This is a genomic window from Lacticaseibacillus mingshuiensis (assembly GCF_016861785.1).
Classification (GTDB): domain Bacteria; phylum Bacillota; class Bacilli; order Lactobacillales; family Lactobacillaceae; genus Lacticaseibacillus; species Lacticaseibacillus mingshuiensis.
Genome location: NZ_BOLS01000014.1, coordinates 27,226 through 52,375 on the forward strand (window position 1 = coordinate 27,226; position 25,150 = coordinate 52,375).

Sequence of the window (25,150 nt, forward strand, 5' to 3'; positions counted from 1 at the left end):
GGGATGGTCGAGTAGCTAGTTTGGCTCGGGTGCTTGGCGGCGCACTTCGCCACCGAGTGCACGAGACAACTAGATACCTCGACCATGCGGGCCGGAGCCCAACTGAGGGTGGACCAGTAGCGTCAACGCAACGACTGTTCCCCATCATAGTAAACTTCTTTCAAATATAACCCGGAGGCCGGCGCGGTGCCACGGGCCTGCTGGCGGTCTTTTACCTCAAACAGACGCAAAAAGTCGTGCACATCGCGGCGCCCGGTCCCAATTTCCAAAAGCGTCGCGACCAGAATGCGGACCATGTTGTACAAAAATCCATTGCCGTAAAATTCAAAGACCACCTCGTTGGCCGCCACATCCTCGCGCACCGTTGCTTCATAGATCGTGCGCACCTTGTCCGTGATCACGCCACCGCTTGCCGCAAAGCTGGAAAAATCATGCGTCCCGACCAGATCATCGAGCGCGACACGCACCCGATTCAAGTCAAGCTTATAGGGAAAATGCCCTGTGTATAGCCGCTTGAACGGATCCGTGTAGCGTCCGCGCTGAACGCGATACATATAACGCTTGCCAGTCGCCGAATACCGCGCGTGAAAAGTGGCCGGCACGATCTCCGCCTTGAGGATCTCAACATCCAGCGGCATCAAGCTGTTCATCGCACGTAGCATCGCCTCGACCGGAATATTTCCCGGGTAATCAAATGACACGACTTGTCCAAGCGCATGGACCCCGCTATCGGTGCGGCCAGAGCCATCGATATGGAAATGATCCACCTTTGCCATTTTCGCCAGCGCCTTTTGCAACACGCCTTGGACCGTTCGTTGATTGGGTTGGACTTGGTAGCCGGCAAAATGCGTCCCGTCATAGGCCAAGGTCAATTTATAATGCGTCATTGACGGTTCCCTTTCTAGGCGCGGAGCAACAGCAACAACACCGTGAGCACGATCATGCCCGCGGCGGCCGCCCCGTCTCGCCGGTGATACTTCAGAACGCGAAACTTGCTGCGCCCATCGCCGCCTTGGTACCCTCGCGCATCCATCGCGGTGGCGAGGTCCTCGGCGATGCTGAAGCTATCCACAAACAGCGGAATGAGAAGCGGCACGACCGCCTTCATTTGCTGGAAAAGATTGCCCGAGCCAAAATCCACGCCACGCGCGCGCTGCGCATTCATGATCTTCGTCGTCTGATCCATCAGCGTCGGTACGAACCGCAGCGCGATCTGCAAGACCAGCGCCAGCTCGGTCACCGGCACATGCAGCACACGCAGCGGCCGCAGCAGGCTTTCCACCGCATCCGCCAGTGACAAAGGTTGCGTGGTCAAGGTCAGCAGCGTCGAGATGAAAATAATCAGCACAAAGCGCATAAAGATGAACGCCCCGTTGGACAGACCAAACTGCGTGATCGCCAGCCAGCCCCATTGCCAATACACTTTGCCACCTGTCGTGAAAAAGACCTGCAGCAGCACGGTGAACAGAATCAGCCACAACATCGGTCGGACGCCTCGCAGGAAGAAGCCCAGCTTGACTTTAGACAACCAGATCATGAAAAAGGTGGCCAGGGTCATCACTAAATAGCTTTTCCAGTCATTGGCCAGGAAGATGATCCCGATGTAGTAGAAACTCGCCAGCAATTTTGTCCGCGGATCGAGTTGATGAATCCAAGAGTCCCCCGGTATGTAGCGCCCTAAGATCAATTTATTCATGGTGGGCGCCTCCGATCTGTGGCAACAGTTGATCCGCCAGCTCATCCGAGGTCAATGGCAACGGGTCGAACCGAAAGCCCTTGGCCATCAGTTGCTCGGCCATCGCGGTGGCTTTCGGCAGCCCCAGCTGATGCGCACGCAGCCAATCGGGATCCGCGAAGATCTCGCGTGGACTGCCTTCCTTGATCAGCGCCCCTTGATCCATCACCAGCACGTGGTCGGCAAAATCGGCGACATCATCCATTTGATGCGTCACCAGCACGATCGTCAGGCCCTGGGTCTCGTGGAGCCGCTCAAACATCGTCATCATGTCGCGCCGGCCCGCCGGATCCAGGCCCGCAGTCGGTTCATCGAGCACCAACACCTGTGGCTGCATCGCAAGCACGCCAGCGATCGCGACCCGGCGCATTTGCCCACCGGACAGATCAAACGGCGACTGCGTGAGCACCTCCTCGGGCAGGCCCACCAACGTCACCATTTGTTTGGCCAGGGCGGCCGCCTCATCATCGCTGGCCCCGAAGTTTTTCGGGCCAAACGCGATGTCTTTGGCAACAGTCTGCTCAAACAACTGATTTTCCGCGAATTGAAAAACCATCCCGACTTTTTGCCGCAACGGCTTCAGATTTTTATTATTGGTCTCGGCCGTGATCACCCGGTCGCCAATGGTCACAGAGCCACTGGTCGGCTTCAGCAACGCGTTCAGGTGCTGCAAAAGCGTCGACTTGCCGCTGCCGGTGTGGCCAATGATCGCCGTGTAACTGTGATCAGAAATGGTGGTCGAGACATCGCGCAAGCCTTCCCCGGCAAACGGGGTCCCTGCCTGATAGGTGAAGCTTACATGGTCGAATGTAATGTCCACAGGTAGTTCACCAGGCCTTCCTCGTCAAGATAATGTGCGGGCATGTTGACACCGCGGGAAATAAGCGCATGTTTGAGGCGCTCTGCAAATGGCACGTCCAACCCAAGCTCGATCAGCTCAGGCCCTCGGGCGAAGATCTCCGCCGGGGTGCCGCTTTCCTTGATCGCGCCGTCGTTCAAGATGATCACCCGATCCGCGCTAGCCGCCTCGTCGATGTCATGGGTGATCGATAAAACAGTGAGGCTCTGCCGTTCACGCAGCGCCTGAATCAATTGAAGCACTTCCAGGCGGCCAGCCGGGTCAAGCATTGACGTCGCCTCATCCAAGATGATGATGTCCGGCCGCTGGGCAATGATCCCGGCAATTGCGACTCGCTGTTTTTGCCCGCCGGAAAGCCGCGCTGGCTCCCGTGAGGAAAAGGCCGACATGTTGACCTGCTCCAACGCGTCATCGACCCGAACAATCATCTCGTCGCGCGGCATTCCGCGATTTTCCAAGCCAAACGCCACATCATCGGCCACCGTTGCGCCAACGAACTGGTTATCCGGATTTTGAAAAACAATACCGACCTTCGCCCGAATATCCCAGATGTTTTCTTCGGTGAGCGGCAGGCCCGCCACAGTCACCTGCCCACTGGTGGGTGCCAATAGGCCATTGATATTTTTCGCGAGTGTGCTTTTCCCGCTCCCATTGTGGCCGATAATGGCGACCCACTCCCCTTGTGCGATGTCCAAAGAGACATCCGCCAGGGCCGGGTGCGTCGCGTCGGGATACGTATAGCTCAAATGATCGATCTGAATAGCCTCTGTCATGACGCCCCTCCGTTCCAATGCATAACACGAACATAATACCATATTTTAGCCCTAAGCGGAGGCGATGAAAAGGGAGGGTGCGGAGCGCGGCGTCCTGGTCTGGGTAGCTAGTTCGGCTTAGGCGCTTGGTGGCGCACTTGGCCGCCGAGTGCCTGAGTCGGCTAGATATCCCAGACCTGCCGCGCGAAGCCCAACTGGAGGGTGCGGAGCGCGGCGTCCTGGTCTGGGCAGCTAGTTCGGCTTAGGCGCTTGGTGGCGCACTTGGCCGCCGAGTGCCTGAGTCGACTAGATATCCCAGACCTGCCGCGCGAGGCCCAACTGCAGGGTGCGGAGCCGAGCGCTTAGGGGTGGGGCAGCTAACTTGGCTCGGGTGCTTTGCTAATTTCCACACCCATCATTTCACTTGACCTTTGATGAATTCACAGAATTGACGGAAGCGCTCACAAATGCTAACGTTTTGGGGTTGTTTGAACCCACTTCACAATTTCCGGAGGTCATCATGACACTCACTCTTGCCCAAGCGGATACCTATATCCGCGATCATGCCGCCACCGTCTCCCCGCAATTTCGCCCACAAGCACATTTTTCCGCCCCAATCGGGTGGTTGAACGACCCCAACGGCCTGGTCTATTTTGCGGGCCGCTTCCACCTGTTTTACCAGTACAATCCATACAGCGCCGTCTGGGACACAATGCACTGGGGCCACGCAACAAGCCGGGACCTGATCGATTGGCACGACGAGCCGGTCGCCTTGGCCCCGGATCAGGACTACGACCGCAACGGTGTTTTCTCCGGCTCAGCGATTGTCAAGGATGACACCCTGGTTGTGATGTACACCGGCAACGTCCAGCAAGCCGACGGAACGGTCCGGCAAAATCAGAACATCGCCACCTCGACGGACGGCACTCATTTCACAAAATATGCCGGCAACCCGGTATTGACGGCGGCGGACCTGCCCGCCGGCGCTTCGGTACAAAATTTTCGCGACCCGAAACTCACGCTACACGACGGCCATTATTATGTGGTCCTCGCCTCCTCCGACCGCGACGAGGCCGGCCAGATTCTGCTCTACACCTCCGATGACCTCCTGCATTGGCGCTTCGTGTCGATCTTACTTCGCGGGATTCCCGAACTTGGCACGATTGCGGAATGCCCAGACCTCCTCTCGATCGACGGCCAGGACGCGCTGGTCTTCAGTGCGATCGGGGTCGCAGGCGGCGCCAACGTCAACCTTGCGCTCGGCCAGATGGATTGGCAGACGGGCCGCTTTTCGCCGCGCACCATCCAACCGCTCGATCAGGGTCGCGACTTCTATGCCCCGCAATCCTTTGACCATCTTGGCACGCGTTACCTGATTCCCTGGCTCCACTCAGCAGACGCAATGGATTTTCTCCCCTCGCACGATCAGCAGTGGAACGGCCAGATGGGCAGTCCGCGGGTCCTCCACGTAGATAAAAACGGGACGCTGCGCCAAACACCTGTATTGCCAGCTGGCTACGAAACCGCTGCGGTCGCGATAGATCAGCCGATGCCGGTTGCAATCGCAACGGTCCTGACCGCACATGATGGTCTGAAAGCGGGCCAATCACTAGTGCTTGCAGGAAAACATGGCGCCATCCAGCTCGAGCAAACGACGCAGCTACTGACGATCACAGTCCGAGATGCCATCCCGACGCAACAGCTGTCCCTGCCACTCGCACCTTCAACCGCGTTTCAGATCATCCTCGACCGTTCCTCGCTTGAAGTCTTCACCTCGACTGGGCAAGTTGCCAGTCTCATCTATTTTGCCGAGACACCTTTAACTGAACTACGCACCTCAATTGGCCAGGTCCCGCTCACGATCTGGCATGAAACAGCTAACCGCTAACTATCATATGGCGCCCAGACAATCGTCTCGGCGCCTTTTTCTTGCCACGCGTGCAGCCCCGTATCTCGCGAGATCAGCATGTCCGCTTCACTCACTTTACCCCTCCATATATTTAAGCGAGTGTGCGGCAAAAAAAGCGATCTCAATTTTTAAAATACCCGCTTCACACGATACTTAAACTGGTGGCAGCGCGTCAGTACTGACATGCGCATCACGAACGATACACACGTCTACGCGCATCCCAAAACATGAAGCACAGGTCATGAGTCGAGAGGACCCCCTCGCTTTGTCGCCAGGACTTTGAATTTTTCCCTAACCAGGTTCAGTGCCGAAAAGTGGTGGCTTGAAAACAAAATAATCAGTTCAAATGGTCTAGCCCATTTGCACACATTCTAAATCCCTGTCATATCGGCATTCCTGACCAATTTTAAAATCATTTCCGAGTTCTCGATCACATTCTCCGCTCACGACTCGCTTAACTATATGTAAGGGTCAAGAAGGTGGGCTCTTAACGACCCCCTGGGTGAGCGTGTGGCATTCGGATAGTGTCACATGCGGTTCAACCCTATCCGAAGGGGCTGACGAGAAACAACCACACCGACAGAATGCACGCCCGATCAGCAGCGTTCAGCACCACCCGCACCACGGGAGCCCGGGTTCCCACCAGTCTTTCATCCCAATGTCGTGCAGCCCACCTTCGTTTGCAGGAGCTGAATGCGGCCCATCTTGAGAACAACACCCGAATCTTCGGAAGAGGGAAGGTCACCGAAATTCTAAGCCTATATGTCACCCAACTTGCACCAGCGTCCGATATGGCGGCGACTCAAAGATCCACCCAAGATGAAAGACGAACAACTTGCGCAAGCAGGTCGTTACCGATGCCACGTCCCCGGCGGCAACGCCATGTCACGCTCTTTGACAGCCGAATAAGCTCTACCGGCATCCACACAATGTCGTGCAACCCACCTTTGTTTGCAGCACCGGGTATGCGGCCCATCTTGAGAACGACGCCTTCTTCTTCGGAAGCGGGAAGGTCACCGAAATTCTAAGCCTACATGACCTAAGCTTACTGCACCAGCGATCGATATATGGCGGCGGCACGGATGCCACAAAAGGTTTCAAAGAGCAATGCAGTCACCACACACGTTGCGACTGGCGAGGGCCTGCCCTTCGCATCGTGTGTGGCCCCTGGTCCGGTCAACGGCCCGACCGAATCAGGGTACATAAGCCGAGTCGCAAGGCTTCATCCCATTTGTCCAATCGAGCGCCACCGAGCCCCTGAATCAAAAAAGAGCCACGCACCAAGGCGCAGCTCCGCTATGTAAAAAAATCATTTAATGATGGAGACACCGGTTGCCCGGTGCTCGCAAGCTAGACTCGGCGGCGCTGCAAGCAGTGCCGGGCGCAAGACCCATGCCAGAAGTGGCAGCCAACATCGTAACGCTCCATCGATCAAATGATCAAAGTGAATCGACCACGGGGGCCGATTCGTTTTAGAAATTGTCCCGCCGAGGCGGGAGGTCAAACATTACACCAGCTCGATGATGACCATCGGTGCTGCGTCGCCGCGACGAGGTGCAGTCTTCAAGATGCGGGTGTAACCGCCCTTACGATCTGCATAACGTGGTGCGATGTCGGTGAAGAGTTTCTGCAAAGCGTTCTTAACGACCGGCTTGCCGTCAACTTCTTGGACATCAGCGATCTCCTGGCGAACATAGGCAGCTGCCTGACGACGTGCGTGCAGGTCGCCGCGCTTGCCGAGGGTGATCATCTTTTCAACCGTGCCGCGAACTTCTTTGGCGCGAGCTTCGGTGGTGATCAGACGTTCGTGAATGATCAGATCTGTGGTCAAACTGCGCAGCAAAGCTTTACGCTGAGACTTCGTGCGCTGTAATTTCCGGTAACTCATGGAATTGGCCTCCTTTGCGAATTTTGGTTAATCTTCTTTACGCAATCCTAAGCCAAGATCAGAGAGCTTGTTCTTGACTTCCTCAAGCGACTTGCGGCCCAGGTTGCGCACTTTCATCATATCGGCTTCTGTCTTGTTGGTTAATTCTTGAACCGTATTGATGCCGGCGCGCTTCAGGCAGTTGTATGAACGGACGGACAAGTCGAGCTCTTCGATGGTCATCTCGAGCATCTTTTCCTTGTGCGTCTCTTCTTTTTCCACCATGATCTCGGCGTTCTTAGCTTCATCAGTCAGATTAACGAAGATATCGAGATGTTCGGTCAAGATCTTCGCGGCCAAACTGATCGCCTCACGCGGGGAGATCGAGCCATTGGTCCAAACATCCAGGGTCAGCTTGTCGAAATCGTTGCGGCGACCAACACGGGTGCTTTCCACCTGGTAGTTGACGCGACTGATCGGCGTGAAGATCGAATCGACCGGCAGGACACCGATCGGCATGTCGTCGACCTTGTTCTGGTCAGCTGCGACATAACCGCGACCGGTGCGGACCGTCATCCGGATATGGAAATGACCGCCCTCAGCCACCGTGCAGATATACTGCTCCGGATTCAGCACTTCAACGTCGCTATCGGTGACAATGTCGGCCGCGGTGACCGTGGCTGGCCCTGTCACGTCGATTTCAACAGTGCGATCTTCGTCGGTATTCATCTTCAAAGCGAGCTTCTTGATGTTCAAGATGATCTGGGTGACATCTTCCAGTACCCCATCGATCGTGGAGAACTCGTGCAGGACGCCATCGATCTGGATGCTGGCTACCGCAGCCCCTGGCAGTGAGGATAAAAGGATACGCCGAAGGGAATTCCCAAGGGTGGTCCCATAACCGCGTTCCAGCGGTTCAACGACAAACTTGCCATAGTTGGTGCTTTCGTCAACTTTGGTGATGTTTGGCTTTTCAAATTCGATCATCTAGTCTGTACCCCTTTCAAAACGAGAAGTGAAGTTTTGTCTACCCGACACAAACACGATCGCGGGGTAACAATTACACACGACGACGCTTTGGAGGACGAGAACCATTATGCGGAACTGGGGTCACGTCGCGGATCGCCGTAACTTCAAGGCCAGTTGCCTGAAGTGAGCGAATCGCAGCTTCACGACCAGAGCCAGGACCTTTGACCGTCACTTCGACCGTCTTCATGCCATGTTCCATGGATTCCTTGGCTGCTGCTTCGGCCGCCATCTGCGCTGCAAATGGGGTCGACTTACGGGAGCCTTTGAAGCCCAACGCACCAGCTGAAGACCATGCGATCGCGTTGCCGCGCGGGTCGGTGATCATCACGATCGTGTTGTTGAAGGTGGAGTGGATATGAGCCACACCGGTCTCAACGTTTTTACGTACTCGACGCTTACGAGTAGTTTTGCGTGTTGCCATCGAATTTTACCTCCCTTGATTATTTCTTCTTCCCGGCAATGGTAACTTTCTTACCTTTGCGGGTGCGTGCGTTGTTCTTGGTGTTCTGACCGCGAACAGGGAGCCCGCGACGATGACGAATGCCGCGATACGAGCCGATTTCCTGCAGGCGCTTGATGTTCAGGCTGACTTCACGACGCAGGTCGCCTTCAACTTTAACGTTGTCGACAGCTGCACGGATCTTGTCTTCCTGGTCAGGCGTCAGGTCTTCTTCCTTGACGTTTTCAGGAACGCCGGCCTCTGCCAGAATCTTCTGCGCAGTGGTCTTGCCGATCCCGAAGATGTAGGTCAAGGCGATTACGATTTGTTTACCACGTGGTAAGTCAACACCAGCGATACGAGCCATGTAGATGACACCTCCTATTTATTAAGTGAATTAAGACCCTTGGCGTTGCTTATGCTTCGGGTTGGCAGAGCAAATGATCATGACGCGGCCTTTGCGGCGTACGACTTTGCAGTGCTCACACATCTTTTTGACAGATGGACGTACTTTCATGATTAAGCCTCCTCAGGAAACGTCCCAGGCGAACCTGGGCATTCTGGCAATTACTTGAAGCGGTAGGTGATCCGGCCCTTGGTCAGATCATAAGGCGACAGCTCCACGGTCACCCGGTCGCCAGGCAAAATACGGATGTAATGCATCCGAATCTTCCCTGAAACATGGGCGAGAATCGTCGCGCCGTTTTCAAGTTCGACTTTGAACATCGCATTTGGAAGTGTATCCGATACGGTGCCCTGAATTTCAATGACGTCGTCTTTTGCCACTAAATATTCCTCCTAAATGATGGGTTGCAATGTAAAACGCGCTAAAAAGGGCGAGGCCACTGGCACTCACCGCACATACCGCGATATTGTACCATAATTCCTAGACTTTGAAAACAGTCCGCGAGACGGTGCAAAAGACATCAGTCGTCTACTTTGCCACAGTGGCCAGAATTTTGTTGATTTCTGCAAATACCAAGTCGATGTCTTGGTCCCCGTTGACTGAGAAAAGCAGATCGCGCTGCTTGTAAAAGTCGAGAAGCGGGGTGTTCATTTCGATATTGACCTTGAGGCGGTTCTTGACCGTTTCAGGCTTATCGTCTTCACGCTGGAAGAACTCGGTGCCACCGCAGCGGTCGCACACACCCGGCACCTTGGTCGGATTGTACAACTTGTGGTAAGTGGCGCCGCAAGTCTTGCAGATGAAGCGGCCGGACAGGCGATCGACTAGGACGCTTGGTTCAACGTCGATGTTGATCACCGCGTCAAGCGGCTTGTTCAGGTCCTTGGTGATCGTCTCGAGCGCTTCCGCCTGAGCGATCGTCCGGGGAAAACCGTCCAGCATGTAGCCCTGGTCGGTATCTTTTTCCTGGAGACGATCCTTTACGATGCCGTTGGTCACATCGTCAGGAACCAGCTGGCCCTTGTCGATGAACCCTTTTGCTTCAAGGCCAAGCGGGGTCTTTGCAGCCATGGCTGCGCGGAACATATCGCCGGTCGAGATATGGGCGATCGGGTAGGCGTCTTCAATGCGTTCCGCCTGTGTCCCCTTGCCCGCGCCGGGCAGCCCCATTAAGATCAGATTCAATTTTCTTCCTCCTAAAGCGAAGTGGAAAACGCGATCAGTCCTTCGTCAAGTCGCCCTGGATGAAGCCGACATACTCGCGCTTCATCAGCAAGCCGTTCAACTGACGGACAAGCTCGATCGCAGTCATGACCACGATCAAAAGACTGGTACCGCCAAGCCCAATGGACTGCGGCAAGCCCCAGATGTTCGCAGCAAGCTGCGGCATCAGAGCAACCAGACCCAAGAACAGTGCCCCCACCGTGGACAGCCGAATCAGAAGTGCAGAGAGATACTTCTCTGTTTCCTTACCAGGCCATACGCCGATGATGTAACTGCCTTGCTTGGTCAGGTTCTCGGCCACCTTTTCTGGGTTGACCTGAACGAAGGCATAGAAGAAGGTGAATACAACGATCAAGACGGTGTAGATGATCGTGCCGACCGTCGTCTGCATGTTGAAGATGTTGGACAAGGTTTGATACCAACCAGCATCTTGGAACTTGCTTTGCAGGCCCATCAAAATGGTCTGCGGGGTGACGATGAAGGAACTGGCAAAGATCACTGGGATGACCCCAGCCACGTTGATCTTCAGCGGCAGGTAGCTTTCACTGCCAGTCGCCGCAACGCGCCGCGTGTATTGAATCGGAATCTTGTAGTTCGCTTGCTGGACCCAGGTCACGAAGGTCACAACGATCAAAATGAGGACGATCAAGGCAAGCAGGAAAAATGCCCCCTTGATGTGGTCGCTCGTTTCACCGCGCAACAGATTGTCATTGATCAGCGAGTAGAACCCGCTTGGGAGGCGGGCAATAATACCCGCGAAGATGATCATCGACACCCCATTGCCGATGCCTTTGTCTGTGATCTGTTCGCCCATCCAAGTCAGCAGCATGGTGCCGCCGGTCAGGATGATCCCGATCTGGACATAAGTCATTGCTGTCGGGGCGCTTGTCAGCAACCCGTTTTGGCTCAGCGCCTGGAAACCGGCAGTGATGCCGATCGCCTGGAAGAAGCCGAGGAAAATGGTCAGGTAACGGGTCCATTGGTTCAGCTTACGCCGGCCAACTTCGCCTTGCTTGCTCCATTCCACGAACTTCGGCACGATGTCCATTTGCAGCAATTGAACCACGATCTGCGCCGTGATATATGGTGAAACCCCCATAGAGAAAATCGAGTATTGCGCCAGTCCCCCACCACTTACAGTGTCAAACAGGGGAACCAGCCCGCCTTTACTCAGGCCGGCGATCGCACCTGCATTCACACCTGGAACTGAAATCTGAGCACCGAGTCGATAAACCAATAAAACGCCGAGCGTGAAGAGGATCTTATTGCGGATCTCTTTGACTTTGAGCGCATTGATGAGGGTTTTCAGCATTAGATCACCTCGAGAGAACCGCCTGCCGCTTCGACTGCCGCCTTCGCAGCTTCAGAAGCTTTGTTGACTTGGATCGTCAGCTTCTTGTCAAGCGAGCCATTGGCAAGCAACTTGATGCCGTCATACTCTTTCTTGATCAAGCCGCTTTCGACCAAAAGTGTCGGGGTGACTTCAGTTCCTTCATCAAACCGGTTGAGGTCGGCGACGTTGATAACGGCGTAGACTTTGCGGTTGATATTCTTGAACCCGCGTTTTGGCATCCGGCGGAACAGTGGCATCTGGCCACCTTCAAAACCGAGACGCGTCTTACCGCCTTGGCGGGCCAGTTGGCCTTTGGTCCCTTTGCCGGCCGTCTTACCCTGACCGCTAGAAGTACCGCGGCCCAGGCGTTTGCGATCGCGACGAGAGCCTTCGCTTGGCTTTAATTCGTGCAACTTCATACTCTAGGCACCTCCTTGTGGAAAGATTTAGTCCTTGATCTCCTCAACGGAAACCAGGTGGGAAATTTGGAAGATCGCACCGCGAATTGCGGCATTGTCAGGCTTAACGACGGTGCTGTTCACACGGCCAAGGCCCAGCTCTTTAACGATCTTGCGCTGTTTCGGCAGGCGATGAACTGCACTGCGAGTCAGCGTGATTTTTAATTGTGCCATGGTTCGCCCTCCTAATCTTGTTGCAACTGCGATACGGACAAGCCCCGCAGCTCCGCAACTTGTTCGACGGTCTTCAATTGCTTGAGGCCTTCCATGGTCGCGCGGATCATGTTGATCGGGGTGTTACGGCCCAGCGACTTGCTGGTGACATCAGAGATGCCGGCAAGTTCCATGACGGAACGGACGGCGCCGCCAGCAGCGACCCCGGAACCTTCAACGGCCGGCTTGAGCAGAACTTCGCCAGCGCCAAAGTGGCCGATCACTTCATGAGGGATTGTGGTGCCAACGATCGGCACTTCGATCAAGCTCTTCTTAGCGTCTTCGACCGCTTTGCGAATCGCTTCTGGCACTTCTTGCGCCTTGCCGGTACCGAAACCGACATGGCCGTGCTTATCGCCAACGATGGCGATCGCTGCAAAACGCAGACGGCGGCCACCTTTGACAACTTTGGTGACGCGGTTGATCGCAACAACGTTGTCTTCGAGGTCCAGTTGGTTTGGATCGATATATGTTGCCATGTATTGGTGTTCCTCCTTATTAGAATTCAAGGCCGTTTTCACGTGCTGCTTCAGCTAAAGCCTGCACGCGACCATGATAGAGGTAACCACCACGGTCAAAGACGACAACTTTTTTACCAGCGGCGACAGCACGCTCCGCGACCAGCTTGCCAACTGCGACAGCTTGGTCGGTCTTGTTGTCATCGGCTGAAACTTCTTTATCAAGAGTGGAGGCACTTGCTAGCGTCACACCCGCTACGTCATCAATTACTTGCGCGTAGATGTTTTTATTTGAACGGAAAATGTTCAAGCGTGGGCGCTCGCTCGTACCAGAGATCTTACCCCGGACACGCGCGTGACGACGTTGCCGAGTTTTGTTCTTATCTGGCTTGGAAATCACAATGTTCACTCCTTTGAATGGGTTGCATTTGACAATGCGCCTGACAGGTCAGGCCAGCCAGGTCACGCGGCCAAATGCGCGGCGCGATCCAATAGATGACGCCGCAATAGTTTAAATGTGAGGCGAAGGTGAGAATTACTTCCCAGTCTTCCCTTCCTTACGACGAACAACTTCATCCGTATAACGGATCCCTTTGCCCTTGTAAGGTTCTGGTGAGCGAACGGCGCGAATCTCGGCCGCAAACTGACCAACTTTTTGTTTTGAAATGCCGTGCAGCAAAATGTTGGTTGTCGCAGGCACTTCAATTGTGATGCCTTTTGGCGCTTCCATCTCAACGGGATGGGAGTAGCCAACGGCAAGGACCAGCTTATCACCCTGCATTTGTGCACGATAGCCGACCCCGACCAGGGTCAACGATACGGTGTAACCGTCTGTTACGCCGATGACCATGTTGTTCAGGTTCGCGCGGGTCGTGCCGTGCAGTGCCTTGAAGCTGTCATCAGGGCGTGTGAAAGTAATTTCACTGCCGTCTTGATGCATTTCGATTTCAGGGGCAAAGGCGCGAGTCAACTCGCCCTTCGGCCCTTTAACGGTGACGTTATTACCATCCTTGGTGACCGTAACACCGGCCGGGATGGTGATCACTTTATTCCCAATACGACTCACTGGTGGGCACCTCCTTTAATGATTTAGCGTTTTACCAGATGTAGGCGAGCACTTCGCCGCCAACGTTCTTTGCCCGTGCTTCCTTATCGGTCAAAACACCGTTGGAAGTGGAGATGATCGCGATGCCCAGGCCATTGAGGACCTTCGGCACAGCGTCAGCTTTAACATAAGAGCGCAAGCCTGGCTTGGAGATACGCTTCAAACCGGAGATGACACGTTCGTTGTTCTTCCCATATTTAAGGAAGATCCGGATCATGCCTTGCTTGTCATCTTCAATGACTTCGTAGTCACGGATGAAGCCTTCCCGCTTGAGGATCTCAGAGATATCTTTTTTCATCTTTGATGCAGGTACGACGAGTGATTCGTGACGAACCATGTTGGCGTTACGAATCCGGGTCAAATAATCTGCGATTGGATCGGTCAGGACCATTGATTTAACCTCCTTTGACTTGGTAGTGATTTACCAGCTAGCTTTACGCATGCCAGGAATCTGGCCGGCATGTGCTAATTCACGAAGGCAAATCCGGCAGAGTTTAAACTTACGATAAACGGAATGCGGACGGCCGCAACGCTGGCAGCGAGTGTATTCTTGCACTGCGAACTTTGCAGGCCGGCTGTTCTTAACGATCATGGACTTCTTAGCCAAGTAGCGGACCCCCTTATTTCGCGAAAGGCATGCCGATTTGCGTGAGCAATTCGAGCGCCTCTTCGTCAGTATTAGCAGTGGTTACGATAACAACGTCGAGGCCGCGAACGCGGTTGACCTTGTCATAATCAATTTCAGGGAAGATCAGTTGCTCCTTGACGCCCAGGGTGTAGTTCCCACGGCCGTCGAAGGACTTGGCAGAGATCCCATGGAAGTCACGAACACGTGGCAAAGACACGTTGATCAGCTTGTCGAGGAAGTCATACATCCGCTCGCCGCGCAAGGTGACCTTGGCGCCGATGGACATGCCTTCACGCAGGCGGAAGTTCGCGATGCTCTTCTTGGCCTTGGTGATCAGTGGCTGCTGGCCTGAGATCTCACGGAGCTCTTCAACAGCTTCGTCCAAGTTCTTGGCATTTTGCGTCGCATCACCGACACCCATGTTCAGAACGATCTTTTCGACCTTAGGTGCCTGCATCGAGCTCTTGTAGTTAAACTTCTTGATCATAGCCGGTGCGATCTCTTTGGTGTAGCGTTCCTGTAAACGGTTAGTCATGCTAGTTTAGTCCTCCCTTCCTCTTATTTTGCATCCTTGTCGCTGTCGTCTTTGGCTTTTTTGTCGTCCTTAGACGGCTTTGCCCCTTCGATCACAGCGCCGGACTTCTTTGCGACCCGGACCTTCTTGCCATCCTTCACATCAGAGCCGATGCGGCTAGGCTTGTTGGTCTCTGGATCAAGCAGCATCACGTTGGACACGTGAATCGCCGCTTCTTTGTCAACGATACCGCCCTGTGGGTTGGTATTGCTTGGCTTTTGGTGTTTCTTGATCATGTTGACGCCTTCGACAATGACCTTGTCTGTGTTGAACAGCACTTTGATCACTTTGCCTTCTTTGCCAGCGTCTTTACCGCGCATGACCCGAACGGTATCACCAGTTTTGATTTTCATGAGTTGCACCTCCTATTTGCTCAGAATGATTACAGGACTTCGGGCGCTAAGGAAACGATCTTCATGAAATCGCCGTCACGCAGTTCACGTGCCACTGGTCCAAAGATACGAGTTCCCCGTGGGCTCTTGTCAGCATTGATGATGACTGCGGCATTTTCGTCGAACTTGATGTACGACCCGTCTGCGCGGCGGGCACCAGACTTCGTGCGAACGATGACCGCTTTGACGACATCATGCGCTTTGACAACGCCACCTGGTGTAGCCTGTTTTACAGTTGCAACAACGATGTCACCGATGTTACCGGTCTTGCGGTAAGAACCGCCAAGCACCTTGATCACCAGCAACTCGCGAGCGCCGGAATTATCCGCCACTTTAAGACGACTTTCTTGTTGAATCACGGGTTGGTCCTCCTTTCATCACGATAATAAAATCAGATCTGAACTGCCTTTTCGACAACTTCCAATAAACGGAAACGCTTATTGCGAGACAGCGGACGAGTTTCCATGATCCGAACGACGTCGCCGACCTTAGCGGTATTGTCTTCGTCATGTGCGTAGTACTTCTTAGAATACTTCACACGCTTGCCGTATACCGGGTGCGTCTTGGTCGTGTTGACTTCGACAGTGATCGTCTTGTCCATTTTGTCCGAGACCACGAGGCCTTGATAAACCTTACGATGATTACGTTCCAAGGTAAATGTCTCCTTTCCGATTATTTATTGAGTTCTTGCTGCCGAAGGACCGTCTTGATCCGCGCGATGTTCTTGCGGACCTGCTTCAACCGGGCAGTGTTTTCCAGCGAGCCGGTCGCTTGCTGGAAGCGGAGGTTGAACAGTTCTTCCTTATATTGCTTCTCTTTGTCGAGCATTTCAGCAGTCGACAATGCAGTGATCTCTTTAGCCTTCATTAGATTGCCCACCTACTTCCTCGCGTTTAACGATCTTTGTGCGAATTGGGAGCTTGGTAGAGGCCAAACGCAATGCTTCATGTGCAACTTCGGCTGGCACGCCAGCGACTTCGAACATGATCTTTTCGCGCTTAACAACTGCGACCCAACCGGACGGGGCGCCTTTACCATTACCCATACGAACGCCGACACCTTTGCTGGTGTAGGACTTTTGAGGGAAAATACGGATCCAAACTTTCCCGCCACGCTTCATGTAACGAGTCATCGCAACACGGGCGGCTTCGATCTGACGGTTAGAGATCCAATGCGATTCAAGGGCTTCAAGGCCATATTCCCCAAAGCTGACTTCCTTGCCGCCTTTAGCGGCACCGCGCATCTTCCCACGGAATTCGCGACGGTGTTTTACACGCTTAGGTACTAACATGGATTATTTGCCTCCCTTCGCATTTTTTGGCTGACGATTTGGCTTGTCAGGCAAAACTTCACCGCGGTAGATCCAGGTCTTGACCCCGATCTGGCCATAGGTGGTGCGAGCTTCCTGCCAGGAGTAATCGATATCCGCACGCAGGGTGTGCAGCGGAACGGTCCCGTCGGCATAGTGCTCACGACGCGCCAGGTCCGCACCGTTCAAACGGCCGGAAGCCTGGGTCTTGATCCCTTTGGCGCCGGCACGCATGGTACGCTGCATCGCCTGCTTCATCGCACGGCGGAATGCAACACGCTGCTCGAGCTGTTGGGCGATGCTTTCGCCGACCAGCTTGGCGTCAAGGTCTGGTTTCTTGATCTCGACAATGTTGATGTGAACTTTACGGCCAGTCAGGTCGTTCAGTTCTTTGCGCAAACTCTCAACTTGCACGCCGCCCTTGCCGATGACCATACCCGGCTTAGCAGTGTGGATGGAGATGTTGACGCGGTTAGCAGCACGCTCGATCTCGATGGTCGAAACAGAGGCGTCTGCAAGCTTCTTGTTAATGAATTCCCGGATCTTGATATCTTCGTGAAGGAAGGAAGCAAAGTCTTTTTCTGCGTACCACTTTGCGTCCCAGTCACGGATCACACCGACACGGAAACCGATTGGATTGATTTTCTGACCCACGCGTTATCCCTCCTTACGCTTCTTTTTCGGAGACGACCACTGTGATGTGGCTTGTCCGTTTGTTGATCGGAGATGCAGAGCCCTTTGCTCGCGGACGGAACCGCTTGAGGGTCGGCCCCTCGTCAACATAAGCTTCGCTGACGAAAAGGTTTTGTGCATCTAAGTCGTAGTTGTGTTCTGCGTTCGCGATCGCGGACTTCAGAACTTTTTCGATGATCGGAGAACCCGCACGTGGTGTGAACTCCAGAATCGCGATCGCCTCAGCGACGTCGTGACCACGGATCAGGTCAATGACGAGGCGCGCCTTGCGAGCTGCGATTCGAACGGTTTTAGCCGTTGCTTTAGCAGATTGAATTTCTTCAGCCATGAATCATTTGCTCCTTTCTAGCGTGCTTTGGACTTCTTGTCGTCAGTGGCATGTCCACGGAATGTCCGAGTCGGGACGAATTCGCCAAGCTTGTGCCCAACCATGTCTTCAGAGACATAAACTGGTACGTGCTTGCGACCATCATAAACGGCGATGGTGTAACCGATAAAACTCGGGAAAATAGTCGAGCGACGAGACCAAGTCTTGATGACTTGCTTCTTTTCGCTGTCCGCCTGCGCTTCGATCTTCTTCATCAGATGAGCGTCGGCGAAAGGTCCCTTTTTAAGACTGCGACCCATTGTGTGACCTCCTTTATTCGATGTGATTCAGAAATGATCACTTGTTCTTGCGATGACGTACGATGAACTTCTCGGACTTGGCCTTGTGGTTCCGGGTCTTCTTGCCCAAGGTCTTCTTGCCCCATGGGGACAGAGGAGATGGACGGCCGATCGGTGCTTTACCTTCACCACCACCATGAGGGTGATCGTTCGGGTTCATAACAGAACCACGGACTGTCGGGCGGAAGCCGAGCCAGCGTTTACGACCCGCCTTACCAATGCTGATCAGTTCGTGCTGTTCGTTGCCGACAGCGCCGATGGTCGCACGGTTAACGGCGAGGATCATCCGTACTTCACCAGAGGACAGACGCACGGTGACATACTTGCCATCATCGTTTTTACCCAGAAGCTGTGCATAGGTGCCAGCGGAGCGTGCCAACTGACCGCCCTTGCCAGGTTTGAGCTCAACGTTGTGGATCGTCGTGCCATCAGGGATGTTCTTCAGCGGCAGGGTGTTGCCGACCTTGATATCAGCATCTGCGCCAGAAACGATCTTGTCGCCGACCTTCAATCCCTTAGGTGCCAGGATGTAACTCTTGACCCCATCGTCATAGTGCAGCAAAGCGATGTTCGCGGTACGGTTTGGATCGTATTCGATCGCCTTGACCGTTGCCGTCACGCCGTCTTTTTGCCGCTTGAAATCGATCACCCGATAGAATTGCTTGTTGCCGCCGCCACGATGACGGACCGTGATGTGACCATGCGCATTACGGCCAGCAGTGTGACTCTGGCTTTCAAGCAAGCTCTTCTCAGGGCGCTTGTTGGTGATCTCAGCGAAGTCGGAACCGGACATGTTACGCCGGCCGTTGCTCGTTGGTTTGTATTTAATAATCGCCACGTTTTTTCCCTCCTAGTCGTAAATTTTGATGCTAGTTTTCGAAGATCTTGATTTCTTTTGAATCGGCGGTCAAGGTCACGATGGCCTTGCGCCGCTTGCGGGTCAGACCAACAAAGTTGCCCTGACGCTTCTTTTTGCCGCGAACGTTCGCGATGTTGACCTTGGCCACCTGGACGTCGAAGATCTCTTCAACGGCGCGGCGAACCTGAGTCTTGTCAGCGTCACGCGCAACTTCGAACGTATACTTACGATCGTCCATCTGGTTGCTCGTCTGTTCGGTCACGATCGGGCGCAAAATGATGTCGCGTGCTTCCATTATGCGAGCACCTCCTCGATCTGCTTGAGCGCGGATTGGGTCAGGATCAGTTTGTTGTAGTTCACAACATCCAATACGTTGATCCCATCTGCTGGGATGACTTTGACGTTTGCCAGGTTGCGAGCGGCAAGAACGGTGTTGTCATTGCCGGCTTCAAGAACGACCAGCGCCTTTTCATTGACGTTCAATGCGTTCAAGCTGGCTGCGAAATCTTTGGTCTTCGGTGTGTCGAAGCTGAATGCATCGACAACGACCAGTTCTTTGTCCAACACCTTCTGGGAAAGCGCCGACTTGATCGCCAAGCGACGGACCTTCTTGTTGATGCTGTAGGCATAAGAACGTGGGGTCGGGCCAAAGACGATCCCACCGCCACGCCACTGTGGGCTACGGATGGAGCCCTGACGTGCACGGCCGGTCCCCTTCTGGCGCCACGGCTTCTTACCGCCGCCGGAAACAGCGGAACGGTTCTTAACAGAATGCGTCCCTTGACGAAGGGAAGCGCGCTGCATCACGACTGCGTCAAACAAAACGCTGTCGTTCGGTTCGATCGCCCAGATGGTATCGTTAAGATCAACGGTGCCGTTTTCTGAGCCATCTTGCTTGAATAAAGTAATGTTAGCCATTGGTTATGTCCTCCCTTCGAATTATTTAGCAGCCTTAACGGCACTGCGAATCGTCACGAAGGACTTATTCGCACCTGGGACATTGCCCTTGATCAAGATCACATTGTGCTCAAGATCGGTGGAAACAACGCTCAAGTTCTGCATGGTGCGGGTATGGTTGCCCATCCGCCCTGGCAGCTTCTTGCCTTTGAAGACTTTGTTGATGATCGCCCCGAGCGAACCAGGACGACGGTGGTAACGTGAGCCGTGAGCCATAGGGCCGCGGGACTGACCATCTTTTTTGATGTTCCCCTGGAAACCGTGACCTTTAGAGATCCCGGTGACATCCACGATATCGCCAGCTGCAAATTCATCAGCCTTAACTTCCGCGCCGACCTTATAATCATCAAGCGCTACATCGCGGATCTCCTTAATGAAGCGCTTAGGGGTCGTGTCCGCCTTTTTGGCGTGACCGACGCTTGGCTTATTGCTAAGCACTTCACGTTTGTCGCCGTAACCGAGCTGAACTGCTTCATAGCCGTCGCTTTCAACGGTCTTGACTTGCAGGACGATGTTCGGGGTGACGTCGATAACGGTAACTGGGACCAGTTCGCCGTTGTCTGTGAAGACTTGCGTCATGCCAATTTTCTTACCTAAGATTCCTTTACGTGCCATGGGTACACCTCCTATTTCTGTTGGATTTTAGAGTTTGATCTCAATATCTACGCCGCTTGGCAAGTCGAGCTTCATCAAAGCGTCAACTGTCTTCGGTGTTGGGTTAACGATATCGATGAGTCGCTTGTGCGTACGCATCTCGAACTGTTCCCGAGAATCCTTGTACTTATGCGGCGAACGCAGCACCGTGTAGATGGTACGTTCTGTCGGCAACGGGATCGGACCCGAGATCTCAGCGCCTGTGCGCTTCGCGGTGTCGACGATCTTGTCTGCTGACTGATCAAGAATCCGGTGTTCGTAAGCCTTGAGCCGGATGCGAATCTTCTGTTTTGCCATTGTGTGACCTCCTTCGTCTATTATCATTTAGTAGACTAGCTCCGTGAGAATTATCCGACGCGCTGCCGTGGCAAAGCGGCCGGGCGTGTCGCAACCTCTCACATCCACGCTACCTGGCCCATTCTTGGGCCAAAAGTGCATAGTAACCCAGCTAGATTACACAGCACTCTTGACAGTATACAGAAAAGGTCCCGGCGATACAAGGTTTTTCGTGCGTTCTCACGGTTTTTTTCACGCGGCGAGGTTGTGGGTCGCACCTGCCCGGCGGATCCGGGCAGGCGCCTAGAGAAAATTGGCGAGTCGTGCGTGAAAATTCCAAGGCCTCTGTCTTGACACCGTCTCGCCTACTCGCTAGCATCAATCTAAAAGGAGCTGATTCAGTTGTCTGAAGCCTTATTGATCATCGATTACACTAATGATTTCGTCGCCCCAACCGGCGCGCTCACGGCCGGCCCAGCCGCGCAGGCAATTGCCCCACGCATCGTCGAGCTCGCTGAGACCTTTGCCGCACGCGGCGACTTTGTCTTTTTGCCAACCGATCTGCATGAGCCTGGCGATCCGTATCATCCAGAGACCGCGCTGTTTCCGCCGCATAACGTGGCCGGCAGTTGGGGCCGCGAGTACTACGGCCCGCTTGCGCCATGGGTGGCCGCCCATGCGACCGCCGCCAACGTGCGACCGTTTGCAAAAACGCGCTACTCAAGTTTTGCCGGCACGCCACTTGATCTGTGGCTCCGGGAACGCGGCGTCGAGCGGCTCCATTTGACCGGGGTGTGCACGGATATCTGTGTGCTGCACACGGCGGTGGATGCGTATGACCTGAATTACCCGCTGATCATTCACCAAGACGCCGTGGCGACCTTCAAGCCAGGCGGGCAGGAATGGGCACTGGATCACTTGAAAACAGTCTTGAATGCCGCGCTTGAATGAACACGCTCTGTATATAGGAAGAAATGGCATCCGCGGCAAAAAAGTCCGTCAGCTGCGCGAGGGGGATCGCGTGCTGACGGGCTTTTGCGTACCGTAAACGGATGGTAGTGACTGCGGTTAGGGAGCCGCAGTCAGAGGGTCAGGGTTGTTGTAATTTGCGGCGGATGCCGTAAGCCGCGCCGATCAGCCCCGCATCATTGCGTAGCTTGGCGGTCTTCACGCGACCCAGCGCGGTGTCTTTGATGCGATCAAGGCTTTCGTGGCGAGCCAGGTACTCGTTGATCGTGGCCTGGAGCTCCTTCATGAAGCGGTCGTTGGCAGAGATGCCGCCACCAATCAAAATCAATTCTGGATCGAAATCGGCAAACAGGTTCAACAGCATGATGGTGACATCCTGCTTGAACTCATTGACGATCCGTTCGGCGAGCGTGTCGCCGTTCCAAGCGCGGTCTAGGATCACGCGTGCATCACCGATCAGCTCGGCATCTGCATTGACCTGCTGGCAGGCCAAGTTATAGCGCCGCACCAGGCCCGCCTGAACCGCCCCGCGCTGATTGATCGACTGCGCCTCAAGCGGCAAAGTTAGATCGATGTCATGCGTGATGTTCCAGCCAAACTCGCCGGCCATGCCATGTGCACCGCGGTAGACATCCCCATTGATGATGATGCCACCGCCGACGCCTGTGCCCAGGACAATGGTCAGATAATCGTCGACATTTTGGGCATTGCCCAGCCACTGCTCCGCAATGGCGGCCGCATTGGCATCATTTTCCACCGTGACAGGAAGGCCCGTCGCGGATTCAAGGGTCGCTGCCAGCGGAAAGGCGTTGAATGCTTGAATCGCGCCACCGGTGACCATGAACCCATCACGGCGGACGATGCCAGGCGCGGAGATGCCGATGCCGGCAATGTCGGCTTGGCCGCGAAACTGGGTGACCACTGCCACGAGTTTGTCGATCATCGCCTCGGCGTCATGCTGATCGGTGTCGAAGGCGGCCTTGTCTGTGATGGTCCCTTCGTCATCGACGATCGCATATTTGACGGTCGTCCCGCCGATATCAAAGCTTACATATTTACTCATACTTACCATCCATTTCTGTTTAATACTGCGCAAAGACACGCTCCAGCATCGCGCACTGCAGGTACCCAGTCAGCGAAAAACCGAAGAAGACCCAGAGAAACAGCAATTTCCACTGAAAGATCGGCACATAGATCGTGATGATCACCGTGAGCATGAAGATCACGATCGACTCGATCACGTTTTGAAGGCTCAACGTGAACGCATTTTTCAGCGTCTGACCAATGCCGGCTTCATATCTCGCCGACAAGGGAAAAAGATACCCGCTCATCAGCAAGATCATGGCTAACACCAGCAGCAGTGGCACCATGACCAGGATGCTGGCCTTCACCTGCACCGCGATCCACCAGATGGCTAAAAACAATGCGGCGAGGCTGGCCGCCAGTAGCAGCCATAACCCGATCGTTTTTTTCCACTCCTGGCGATACGCCTGCCAAAAAGTCGTCCACAAGCCGCCGAGTTCATGACTGCGTAATTTGAACAACACGGTGTACATCGCGGTCAGACTTGCGCCAACTGTGACCAGTGGCAAGCTGCCCAGCAGCACCAGCAAGTTGAGCTCGAGCAGAATCGTGCCGGTGTTGAGAATCTTGTAAAGCCGGCTATCTGTTGAAAATAGTTGTTTCATCGGAGGCGCTCCTTTCTGGTGACTTGGCGCAGTATTGAAGGCCGTCTTTCACAACAAAAGGCCATGACCATGTTGCCGTCACAGCCTCTTGTGTCACAAAGATCAGTTTTCGCCTAACTTCTTCTGGTTCTCTTTGATCTTCTCGTTACGTGTCTTGTTGATCTGGTCGATGTTGTTGTCCTTCTGGAATTGCTTGTACTTGTTCAGGACACTATCAAATTCGGCCTTATCCTTGGCACGAATCAAGGAGACCATGGTCGTGCTCCAGTTCGTCTGAATCGCGGAGTAAGCACGAGACTCTTGGGTCCCAGGATCCGGGGCAATGTTTTCGATGTCAAACTGCGGTGTCAGATACTTTTGACCCCACTTTTGCATCTGCCAAACAGCCTGAACATAGGAATCCTTGTTCAATGCCTTCCACTTATCATGGCTCATCAGGAAGAACTCACCAATGCGGTACTGGTTCTGCCAAGCAGAGGCATCTTCAGACTGAACCTTGGCAGCCTTGGCCGTCCACTTGACTTCGCCATTGGCATCCTGGGTATAAGTGTCACCCTCGATCCCGTAGTTCGTCAACATCTGACCCTTCTTGCTCAACAGATATTCGAGCACTTGGGTGGCCTTGGATGGGTTCTTGGTCTTGTTGGAAACATAGGTGATCGTGAAACCGGAGATGCCGGCCTGGCTCAAAGTCCGTTCGCGGCCTTCAGTGGAGCTGATCCCTTCGATCGCTTCATAGGCTTTGTTCTTATCCTTGGACATCCAGGTCTGCAGGTTGGTCCCGTGGTTAACATCGGAGCCAAGCATCATCGTCGCGTACTTACCAGCGTTGATCTTTTCGTTGAAGGCGTTGGAGTCATCAGTGAAGGAGTCATCGGAGATGTTGCCATCAGCGTGGACTTCACGGAAGGCTTCGAGCCACTTCAAGTAGTCTGGATCCAGATCGCGGTCATAGAACTTGCCGTCTTTGGTGATCGGCACACCGAGCATATCCTGGACAACGTTTTCCAGCGAGCTGTTGGCCCCGGAAAAATCGTTGAAGCCAAATGGAATGAGCTTCGGGAACTTCTCCTTGATGGCTTGCATCCCCTTGACGAAGCCTTCAGGAGTGGTGAAGTCCTGATCGCCAATGGCTGCCAGCACGTCTTTGCGAATGACAAACGCATCACGCGGTGCGATATCGCCAGACTTGTAATCGGCGGCCGTGTTGGAGTAACTCGGATAGCCATAAGTCTTGCCATCGCTGAGCTTGTACCAGTTCAAGGTATCCTTGGCGGCATCCTTCATGAAGGCCGGGTCATAAGCCTTGGACAGGTCCTGCAGGGAATACGCCCACTGGTTGGCCGTCCGTGCCACTTTTGAGTTCGGATCAAAGATCGTGATCAGATCCGGCATGCTGCCAGAAGCAAAGTAGGTGTTGAGTTTGGTGTCATCCCCGGTCACGAACTTGATGTCCACGTTCAGATCCTTTTTGATCTGCTTGGTGACCATATCCTTGCCGAATGACTTGTTCCACCAATCCGCGTTCACATACCAGGTCAACTTTTGGTTCTTACGCGTGTCTTTTTTCCAGGCAGGCGTGCTTGCAGTTGGCACCTTATATGGCGCTTTCGGCATGTTCGTGCTGCCTTTCGATGAAGACGAGTTTGAAGAGCCGCCGCCACATGCTGTGAGCGCAACGGCCGCTAGAGCGACTAC

The 25,150-nt window shown here is 54.2% G+C and carries 37 protein-coding genes and 1 pseudogene; 2 read left to right on the forward strand and 36 right to left on the reverse strand.

What is annotated here, in order from left to right; translation table 11 throughout:
* Positions 1-122 precede the first annotated feature (122 nt).
* The 4 genes from truA to JUE67_RS09310 are packed head-to-tail and all read right to left on the reverse strand — an operon-like array spanning position 123 to position 3,367.
* Entirely contained in the window at positions 123-887 is a 765-nt protein-coding gene (truA, locus tag JUE67_RS09295; protein ID WP_203627973.1) for a tRNA pseudouridine(38-40) synthase TruA, read from the reverse strand.
* A gap of 14 nt (positions 888-901) precedes the next feature.
* Positions 902-1,696: an energy-coupling factor transporter transmembrane component T family protein gene (locus JUE67_RS09300; protein ID WP_203627971.1), complete on the reverse strand. Its 795-nt coding sequence runs from the start codon at positions 1,694-1,696 to the stop codon at positions 902-904.
* Entirely contained in the window at positions 1,689-2,555 is an 867-nt protein-coding gene (locus tag JUE67_RS09305; RefSeq protein ID WP_203627969.1) for an energy-coupling factor ABC transporter ATP-binding protein, read from the reverse strand. The genes JUE67_RS09300 and JUE67_RS09305 overlap by 8 nt, the downstream gene beginning before the upstream one ends.
* Positions 2,531-3,367, reverse strand: a complete 837-nt coding sequence (locus JUE67_RS09310; RefSeq protein WP_203627967.1) for an energy-coupling factor ABC transporter ATP-binding protein — start codon at positions 3,365-3,367, stop codon at positions 2,531-2,533. The genes JUE67_RS09305 and JUE67_RS09310 overlap by 25 nt, the downstream gene beginning before the upstream one ends.
* A gap of 499 nt (positions 3,368-3,866) precedes the next feature.
* Between JUE67_RS09310 and JUE67_RS09315 the strand changes: the two genes are divergently transcribed.
* Positions 3,867-5,234: a glycoside hydrolase family 32 protein gene (locus tag JUE67_RS09315; protein ID WP_203627965.1), complete on the forward strand. Its 1,368-nt coding sequence runs from the start codon at positions 3,867-3,869 to the stop codon at positions 5,232-5,234.
* A 1,528-nt stretch (positions 5,235-6,762) separates the two neighbouring features.
* On the opposite strand, the gene rplQ is transcribed toward JUE67_RS09315, so the two are convergent.
* From rplQ to rpsJ, 29 genes and pseudogenes are all read right to left on the reverse strand, one after another.
* Positions 6,763-7,143 carry a 50S ribosomal protein L17 gene (rplQ, locus tag JUE67_RS09320; RefSeq protein WP_125695919.1) on the reverse strand — a complete coding sequence of 127 codons (381 nt, stop codon included), beginning with the start codon at positions 7,141-7,143 and terminating at the stop codon, positions 6,763-6,765.
* A gap of 27 nt (positions 7,144-7,170) precedes the next feature.
* A complete protein-coding gene (locus JUE67_RS09325; protein WP_125695920.1) occupies positions 7,171-8,109 on the reverse strand; it encodes a DNA-directed RNA polymerase subunit alpha in 939 nt (312 codons plus the stop codon).
* 73 nt (positions 8,110-8,182) lie between these two features.
* Positions 8,183-8,572 (reverse strand): 30S ribosomal protein S11, encoded by a 390-nt coding sequence (rpsK, locus tag JUE67_RS09330; RefSeq protein WP_125695921.1) that lies wholly within the window; start codon positions 8,570-8,572, stop codon positions 8,183-8,185.
* 19 nt (positions 8,573-8,591) lie between these two features.
* A complete protein-coding gene (gene rpsM / locus JUE67_RS09335) occupies positions 8,592-8,957 on the reverse strand; it encodes a 30S ribosomal protein S13 (protein WP_125695922.1) in 366 nt (121 codons plus the stop codon).
* Between the two features lie 30 nt (positions 8,958-8,987).
* Entirely contained in the window at positions 8,988-9,107 is a 120-nt protein-coding gene (gene rpmJ / locus JUE67_RS09340; protein WP_125570994.1) for a 50S ribosomal protein L36, read from the reverse strand.
* Between the two features lie 50 nt (positions 9,108-9,157).
* Positions 9,158-9,376 carry a translation initiation factor IF-1 gene (infA, locus tag JUE67_RS09345; RefSeq protein WP_125695923.1) on the reverse strand — a complete coding sequence of 73 codons (219 nt, stop codon included), beginning with the start codon at positions 9,374-9,376 and terminating at the stop codon, positions 9,158-9,160.
* A gap of 148 nt (positions 9,377-9,524) precedes the next feature.
* The gene (locus JUE67_RS09350) at positions 9,525-10,181 is read right to left on the reverse strand and encodes an adenylate kinase (RefSeq protein WP_203627964.1); all 657 of its coding nucleotides are present in this window, start codon (positions 10,179-10,181) and stop codon (positions 9,525-9,527) included.
* Positions 10,182-10,215: 34 nt separating this feature from the next.
* Entirely contained in the window at positions 10,216-11,532 is a 1,317-nt protein-coding gene (gene secY / locus JUE67_RS09355; RefSeq protein WP_203627962.1) for a preprotein translocase subunit SecY, read from the reverse strand.
* A complete protein-coding gene (gene rplO / locus JUE67_RS09360) occupies positions 11,532-11,972 on the reverse strand; it encodes a 50S ribosomal protein L15 (protein ID WP_125695926.1) in 441 nt (146 codons plus the stop codon). Before rplO ends, secY begins: the two co-directional genes overlap by 1 nt.
* Positions 11,973-11,999: 27 nt before the next feature.
* Positions 12,000-12,185: a 50S ribosomal protein L30 gene (rpmD, locus tag JUE67_RS09365; RefSeq protein WP_125695927.1), complete on the reverse strand. Its 186-nt coding sequence runs from the start codon at positions 12,183-12,185 to the stop codon at positions 12,000-12,002.
* 11 nt (positions 12,186-12,196) lie between these two features.
* The gene (rpsE, locus tag JUE67_RS09370; protein WP_125695928.1) at positions 12,197-12,703 is read right to left on the reverse strand and encodes a 30S ribosomal protein S5; all 507 of its coding nucleotides are present in this window, start codon (positions 12,701-12,703) and stop codon (positions 12,197-12,199) included.
* 19 nt (positions 12,704-12,722) lie between these two features.
* Positions 12,723-13,091: a 50S ribosomal protein L18 gene (gene rplR / locus JUE67_RS09375; RefSeq protein WP_164510034.1), complete on the reverse strand. Its 369-nt coding sequence runs from the start codon at positions 13,089-13,091 to the stop codon at positions 12,723-12,725.
* A 126-nt stretch (positions 13,092-13,217) separates the two neighbouring features.
* Complete coding sequence (gene rplF / locus JUE67_RS09380) at positions 13,218-13,748, reverse strand: 50S ribosomal protein L6 (RefSeq protein ID WP_203627960.1); 531 nt, start codon at positions 13,746-13,748, stop codon at positions 13,218-13,220.
* Positions 13,749-13,779: 31 nt separating this feature from the next.
* Positions 13,780-14,178 carry a 30S ribosomal protein S8 gene (gene rpsH, locus JUE67_RS09385; RefSeq protein WP_125695931.1) on the reverse strand — a complete coding sequence of 133 codons (399 nt, stop codon included), beginning with the start codon at positions 14,176-14,178 and terminating at the stop codon, positions 13,780-13,782.
* 30 nt (positions 14,179-14,208) lie between these two features.
* Entirely contained in the window at positions 14,209-14,394 is a 186-nt protein-coding gene (locus JUE67_RS09390; protein ID WP_125695932.1) for a type Z 30S ribosomal protein S14, read from the reverse strand.
* Positions 14,395-14,407: 13 nt separating this feature from the next.
* Positions 14,408-14,950 (reverse strand): 50S ribosomal protein L5, encoded by a 543-nt coding sequence (gene rplE / locus JUE67_RS09395; protein ID WP_125695933.1) that lies wholly within the window; start codon positions 14,948-14,950, stop codon positions 14,408-14,410.
* Between the two features lie 89 nt (positions 14,951-15,039).
* A pseudogene (gene rplX / locus JUE67_RS09400) lies at positions 15,040-15,342 on the reverse strand (50S ribosomal protein L24); the annotation flags it as partial.
* Between the two features lie 29 nt (positions 15,343-15,371).
* Entirely contained in the window at positions 15,372-15,740 is a 369-nt protein-coding gene (gene rplN, locus JUE67_RS09405) for a 50S ribosomal protein L14 (RefSeq protein ID WP_125695935.1), read from the reverse strand.
* A gap of 32 nt (positions 15,741-15,772) precedes the next feature.
* The gene (rpsQ, locus tag JUE67_RS09410) at positions 15,773-16,033 is read right to left on the reverse strand and encodes a 30S ribosomal protein S17 (RefSeq protein ID WP_308440101.1); all 261 of its coding nucleotides are present in this window, start codon (positions 16,031-16,033) and stop codon (positions 15,773-15,775) included.
* Positions 16,034-16,053: 20 nt separating this feature from the next.
* Complete coding sequence (gene rpmC, locus JUE67_RS09415; protein ID WP_125695937.1) at positions 16,054-16,248, reverse strand: 50S ribosomal protein L29; 195 nt, start codon at positions 16,246-16,248, stop codon at positions 16,054-16,056.
* Positions 16,238-16,672: a 50S ribosomal protein L16 gene (gene rplP, locus JUE67_RS09420; protein ID WP_203627956.1), complete on the reverse strand. Its 435-nt coding sequence runs from the start codon at positions 16,670-16,672 to the stop codon at positions 16,238-16,240. The genes rpmC and rplP overlap by 11 nt, the downstream gene beginning before the upstream one ends.
* A gap of 3 nt (positions 16,673-16,675) precedes the next feature.
* Positions 16,676-17,344 (reverse strand): 30S ribosomal protein S3, encoded by a 669-nt coding sequence (gene rpsC / locus JUE67_RS09425; RefSeq protein ID WP_125695939.1) that lies wholly within the window; start codon positions 17,342-17,344, stop codon positions 16,676-16,678.
* A 13-nt stretch (positions 17,345-17,357) separates the two neighbouring features.
* On the reverse strand, positions 17,358-17,711 hold the full coding sequence (rplV, locus tag JUE67_RS09430) for a 50S ribosomal protein L22 (protein ID WP_125695940.1): 354 nt from the start codon (positions 17,709-17,711) through the stop codon (positions 17,358-17,360).
* Positions 17,712-17,728: 17 nt separating this feature from the next.
* Entirely contained in the window at positions 17,729-18,010 is a 282-nt protein-coding gene (rpsS, locus tag JUE67_RS09435; RefSeq protein ID WP_125695941.1) for a 30S ribosomal protein S19, read from the reverse strand.
* A gap of 37 nt (positions 18,011-18,047) precedes the next feature.
* Entirely contained in the window at positions 18,048-18,887 is an 840-nt protein-coding gene (rplB, locus tag JUE67_RS09440) for a 50S ribosomal protein L2 (RefSeq protein ID WP_125695942.1), read from the reverse strand.
* A 31-nt stretch (positions 18,888-18,918) separates the two neighbouring features.
* Positions 18,919-19,203, reverse strand: a complete 285-nt coding sequence (gene rplW, locus JUE67_RS09445) for a 50S ribosomal protein L23 (RefSeq protein ID WP_125695943.1) — start codon at positions 19,201-19,203, stop codon at positions 18,919-18,921.
* A complete protein-coding gene (gene rplD / locus JUE67_RS09450; protein WP_125695944.1) occupies positions 19,203-19,826 on the reverse strand; it encodes a 50S ribosomal protein L4 in 624 nt (207 codons plus the stop codon). Before rplD ends, rplW begins: the two co-directional genes overlap by 1 nt.
* Positions 19,827-19,847: 21 nt before the next feature.
* A complete protein-coding gene (gene rplC, locus JUE67_RS09455) occupies positions 19,848-20,480 on the reverse strand; it encodes a 50S ribosomal protein L3 (protein WP_125695945.1) in 633 nt (210 codons plus the stop codon).
* A 27-nt stretch (positions 20,481-20,507) separates the two neighbouring features.
* Positions 20,508-20,816, reverse strand: a complete 309-nt coding sequence (gene rpsJ / locus JUE67_RS09460) for a 30S ribosomal protein S10 (RefSeq protein WP_125695946.1) — start codon at positions 20,814-20,816, stop codon at positions 20,508-20,510.
* A gap of 372 nt (positions 20,817-21,188) precedes the next feature.
* On the opposite strand from rpsJ, the gene JUE67_RS09465 reads away from it, so the two are divergent.
* On the forward strand, positions 21,189-21,746 hold the full coding sequence (locus JUE67_RS09465) for a cysteine hydrolase family protein (RefSeq protein ID WP_203628044.1): 558 nt from the start codon (positions 21,189-21,191) through the stop codon (positions 21,744-21,746).
* A gap of 139 nt (positions 21,747-21,885) precedes the next feature.
* Here the strand turns inward: JUE67_RS09465 and JUE67_RS09470 are convergent, their stop codons facing one another.
* The 3 genes from JUE67_RS09470 to JUE67_RS09480 form a co-directional block, all read right to left on the reverse strand.
* A complete protein-coding gene (locus tag JUE67_RS09470) occupies positions 21,886-22,827 on the reverse strand; it encodes an ROK family protein (RefSeq protein ID WP_125695948.1) in 942 nt (313 codons plus the stop codon).
* A 19-nt stretch (positions 22,828-22,846) separates the two neighbouring features.
* The gene (locus tag JUE67_RS09475) at positions 22,847-23,452 is read right to left on the reverse strand and encodes a DUF624 domain-containing protein (RefSeq protein ID WP_203627947.1); all 606 of its coding nucleotides are present in this window, start codon (positions 23,450-23,452) and stop codon (positions 22,847-22,849) included.
* 102 nt (positions 23,453-23,554) lie between these two features.
* Complete coding sequence (locus JUE67_RS09480; RefSeq protein ID WP_225877942.1) at positions 23,555-25,069, reverse strand: type 2 periplasmic-binding domain-containing protein; 1,515 nt, start codon at positions 25,067-25,069, stop codon at positions 23,555-23,557.
* Positions 25,070-25,150 lie beyond the last annotated feature (81 nt).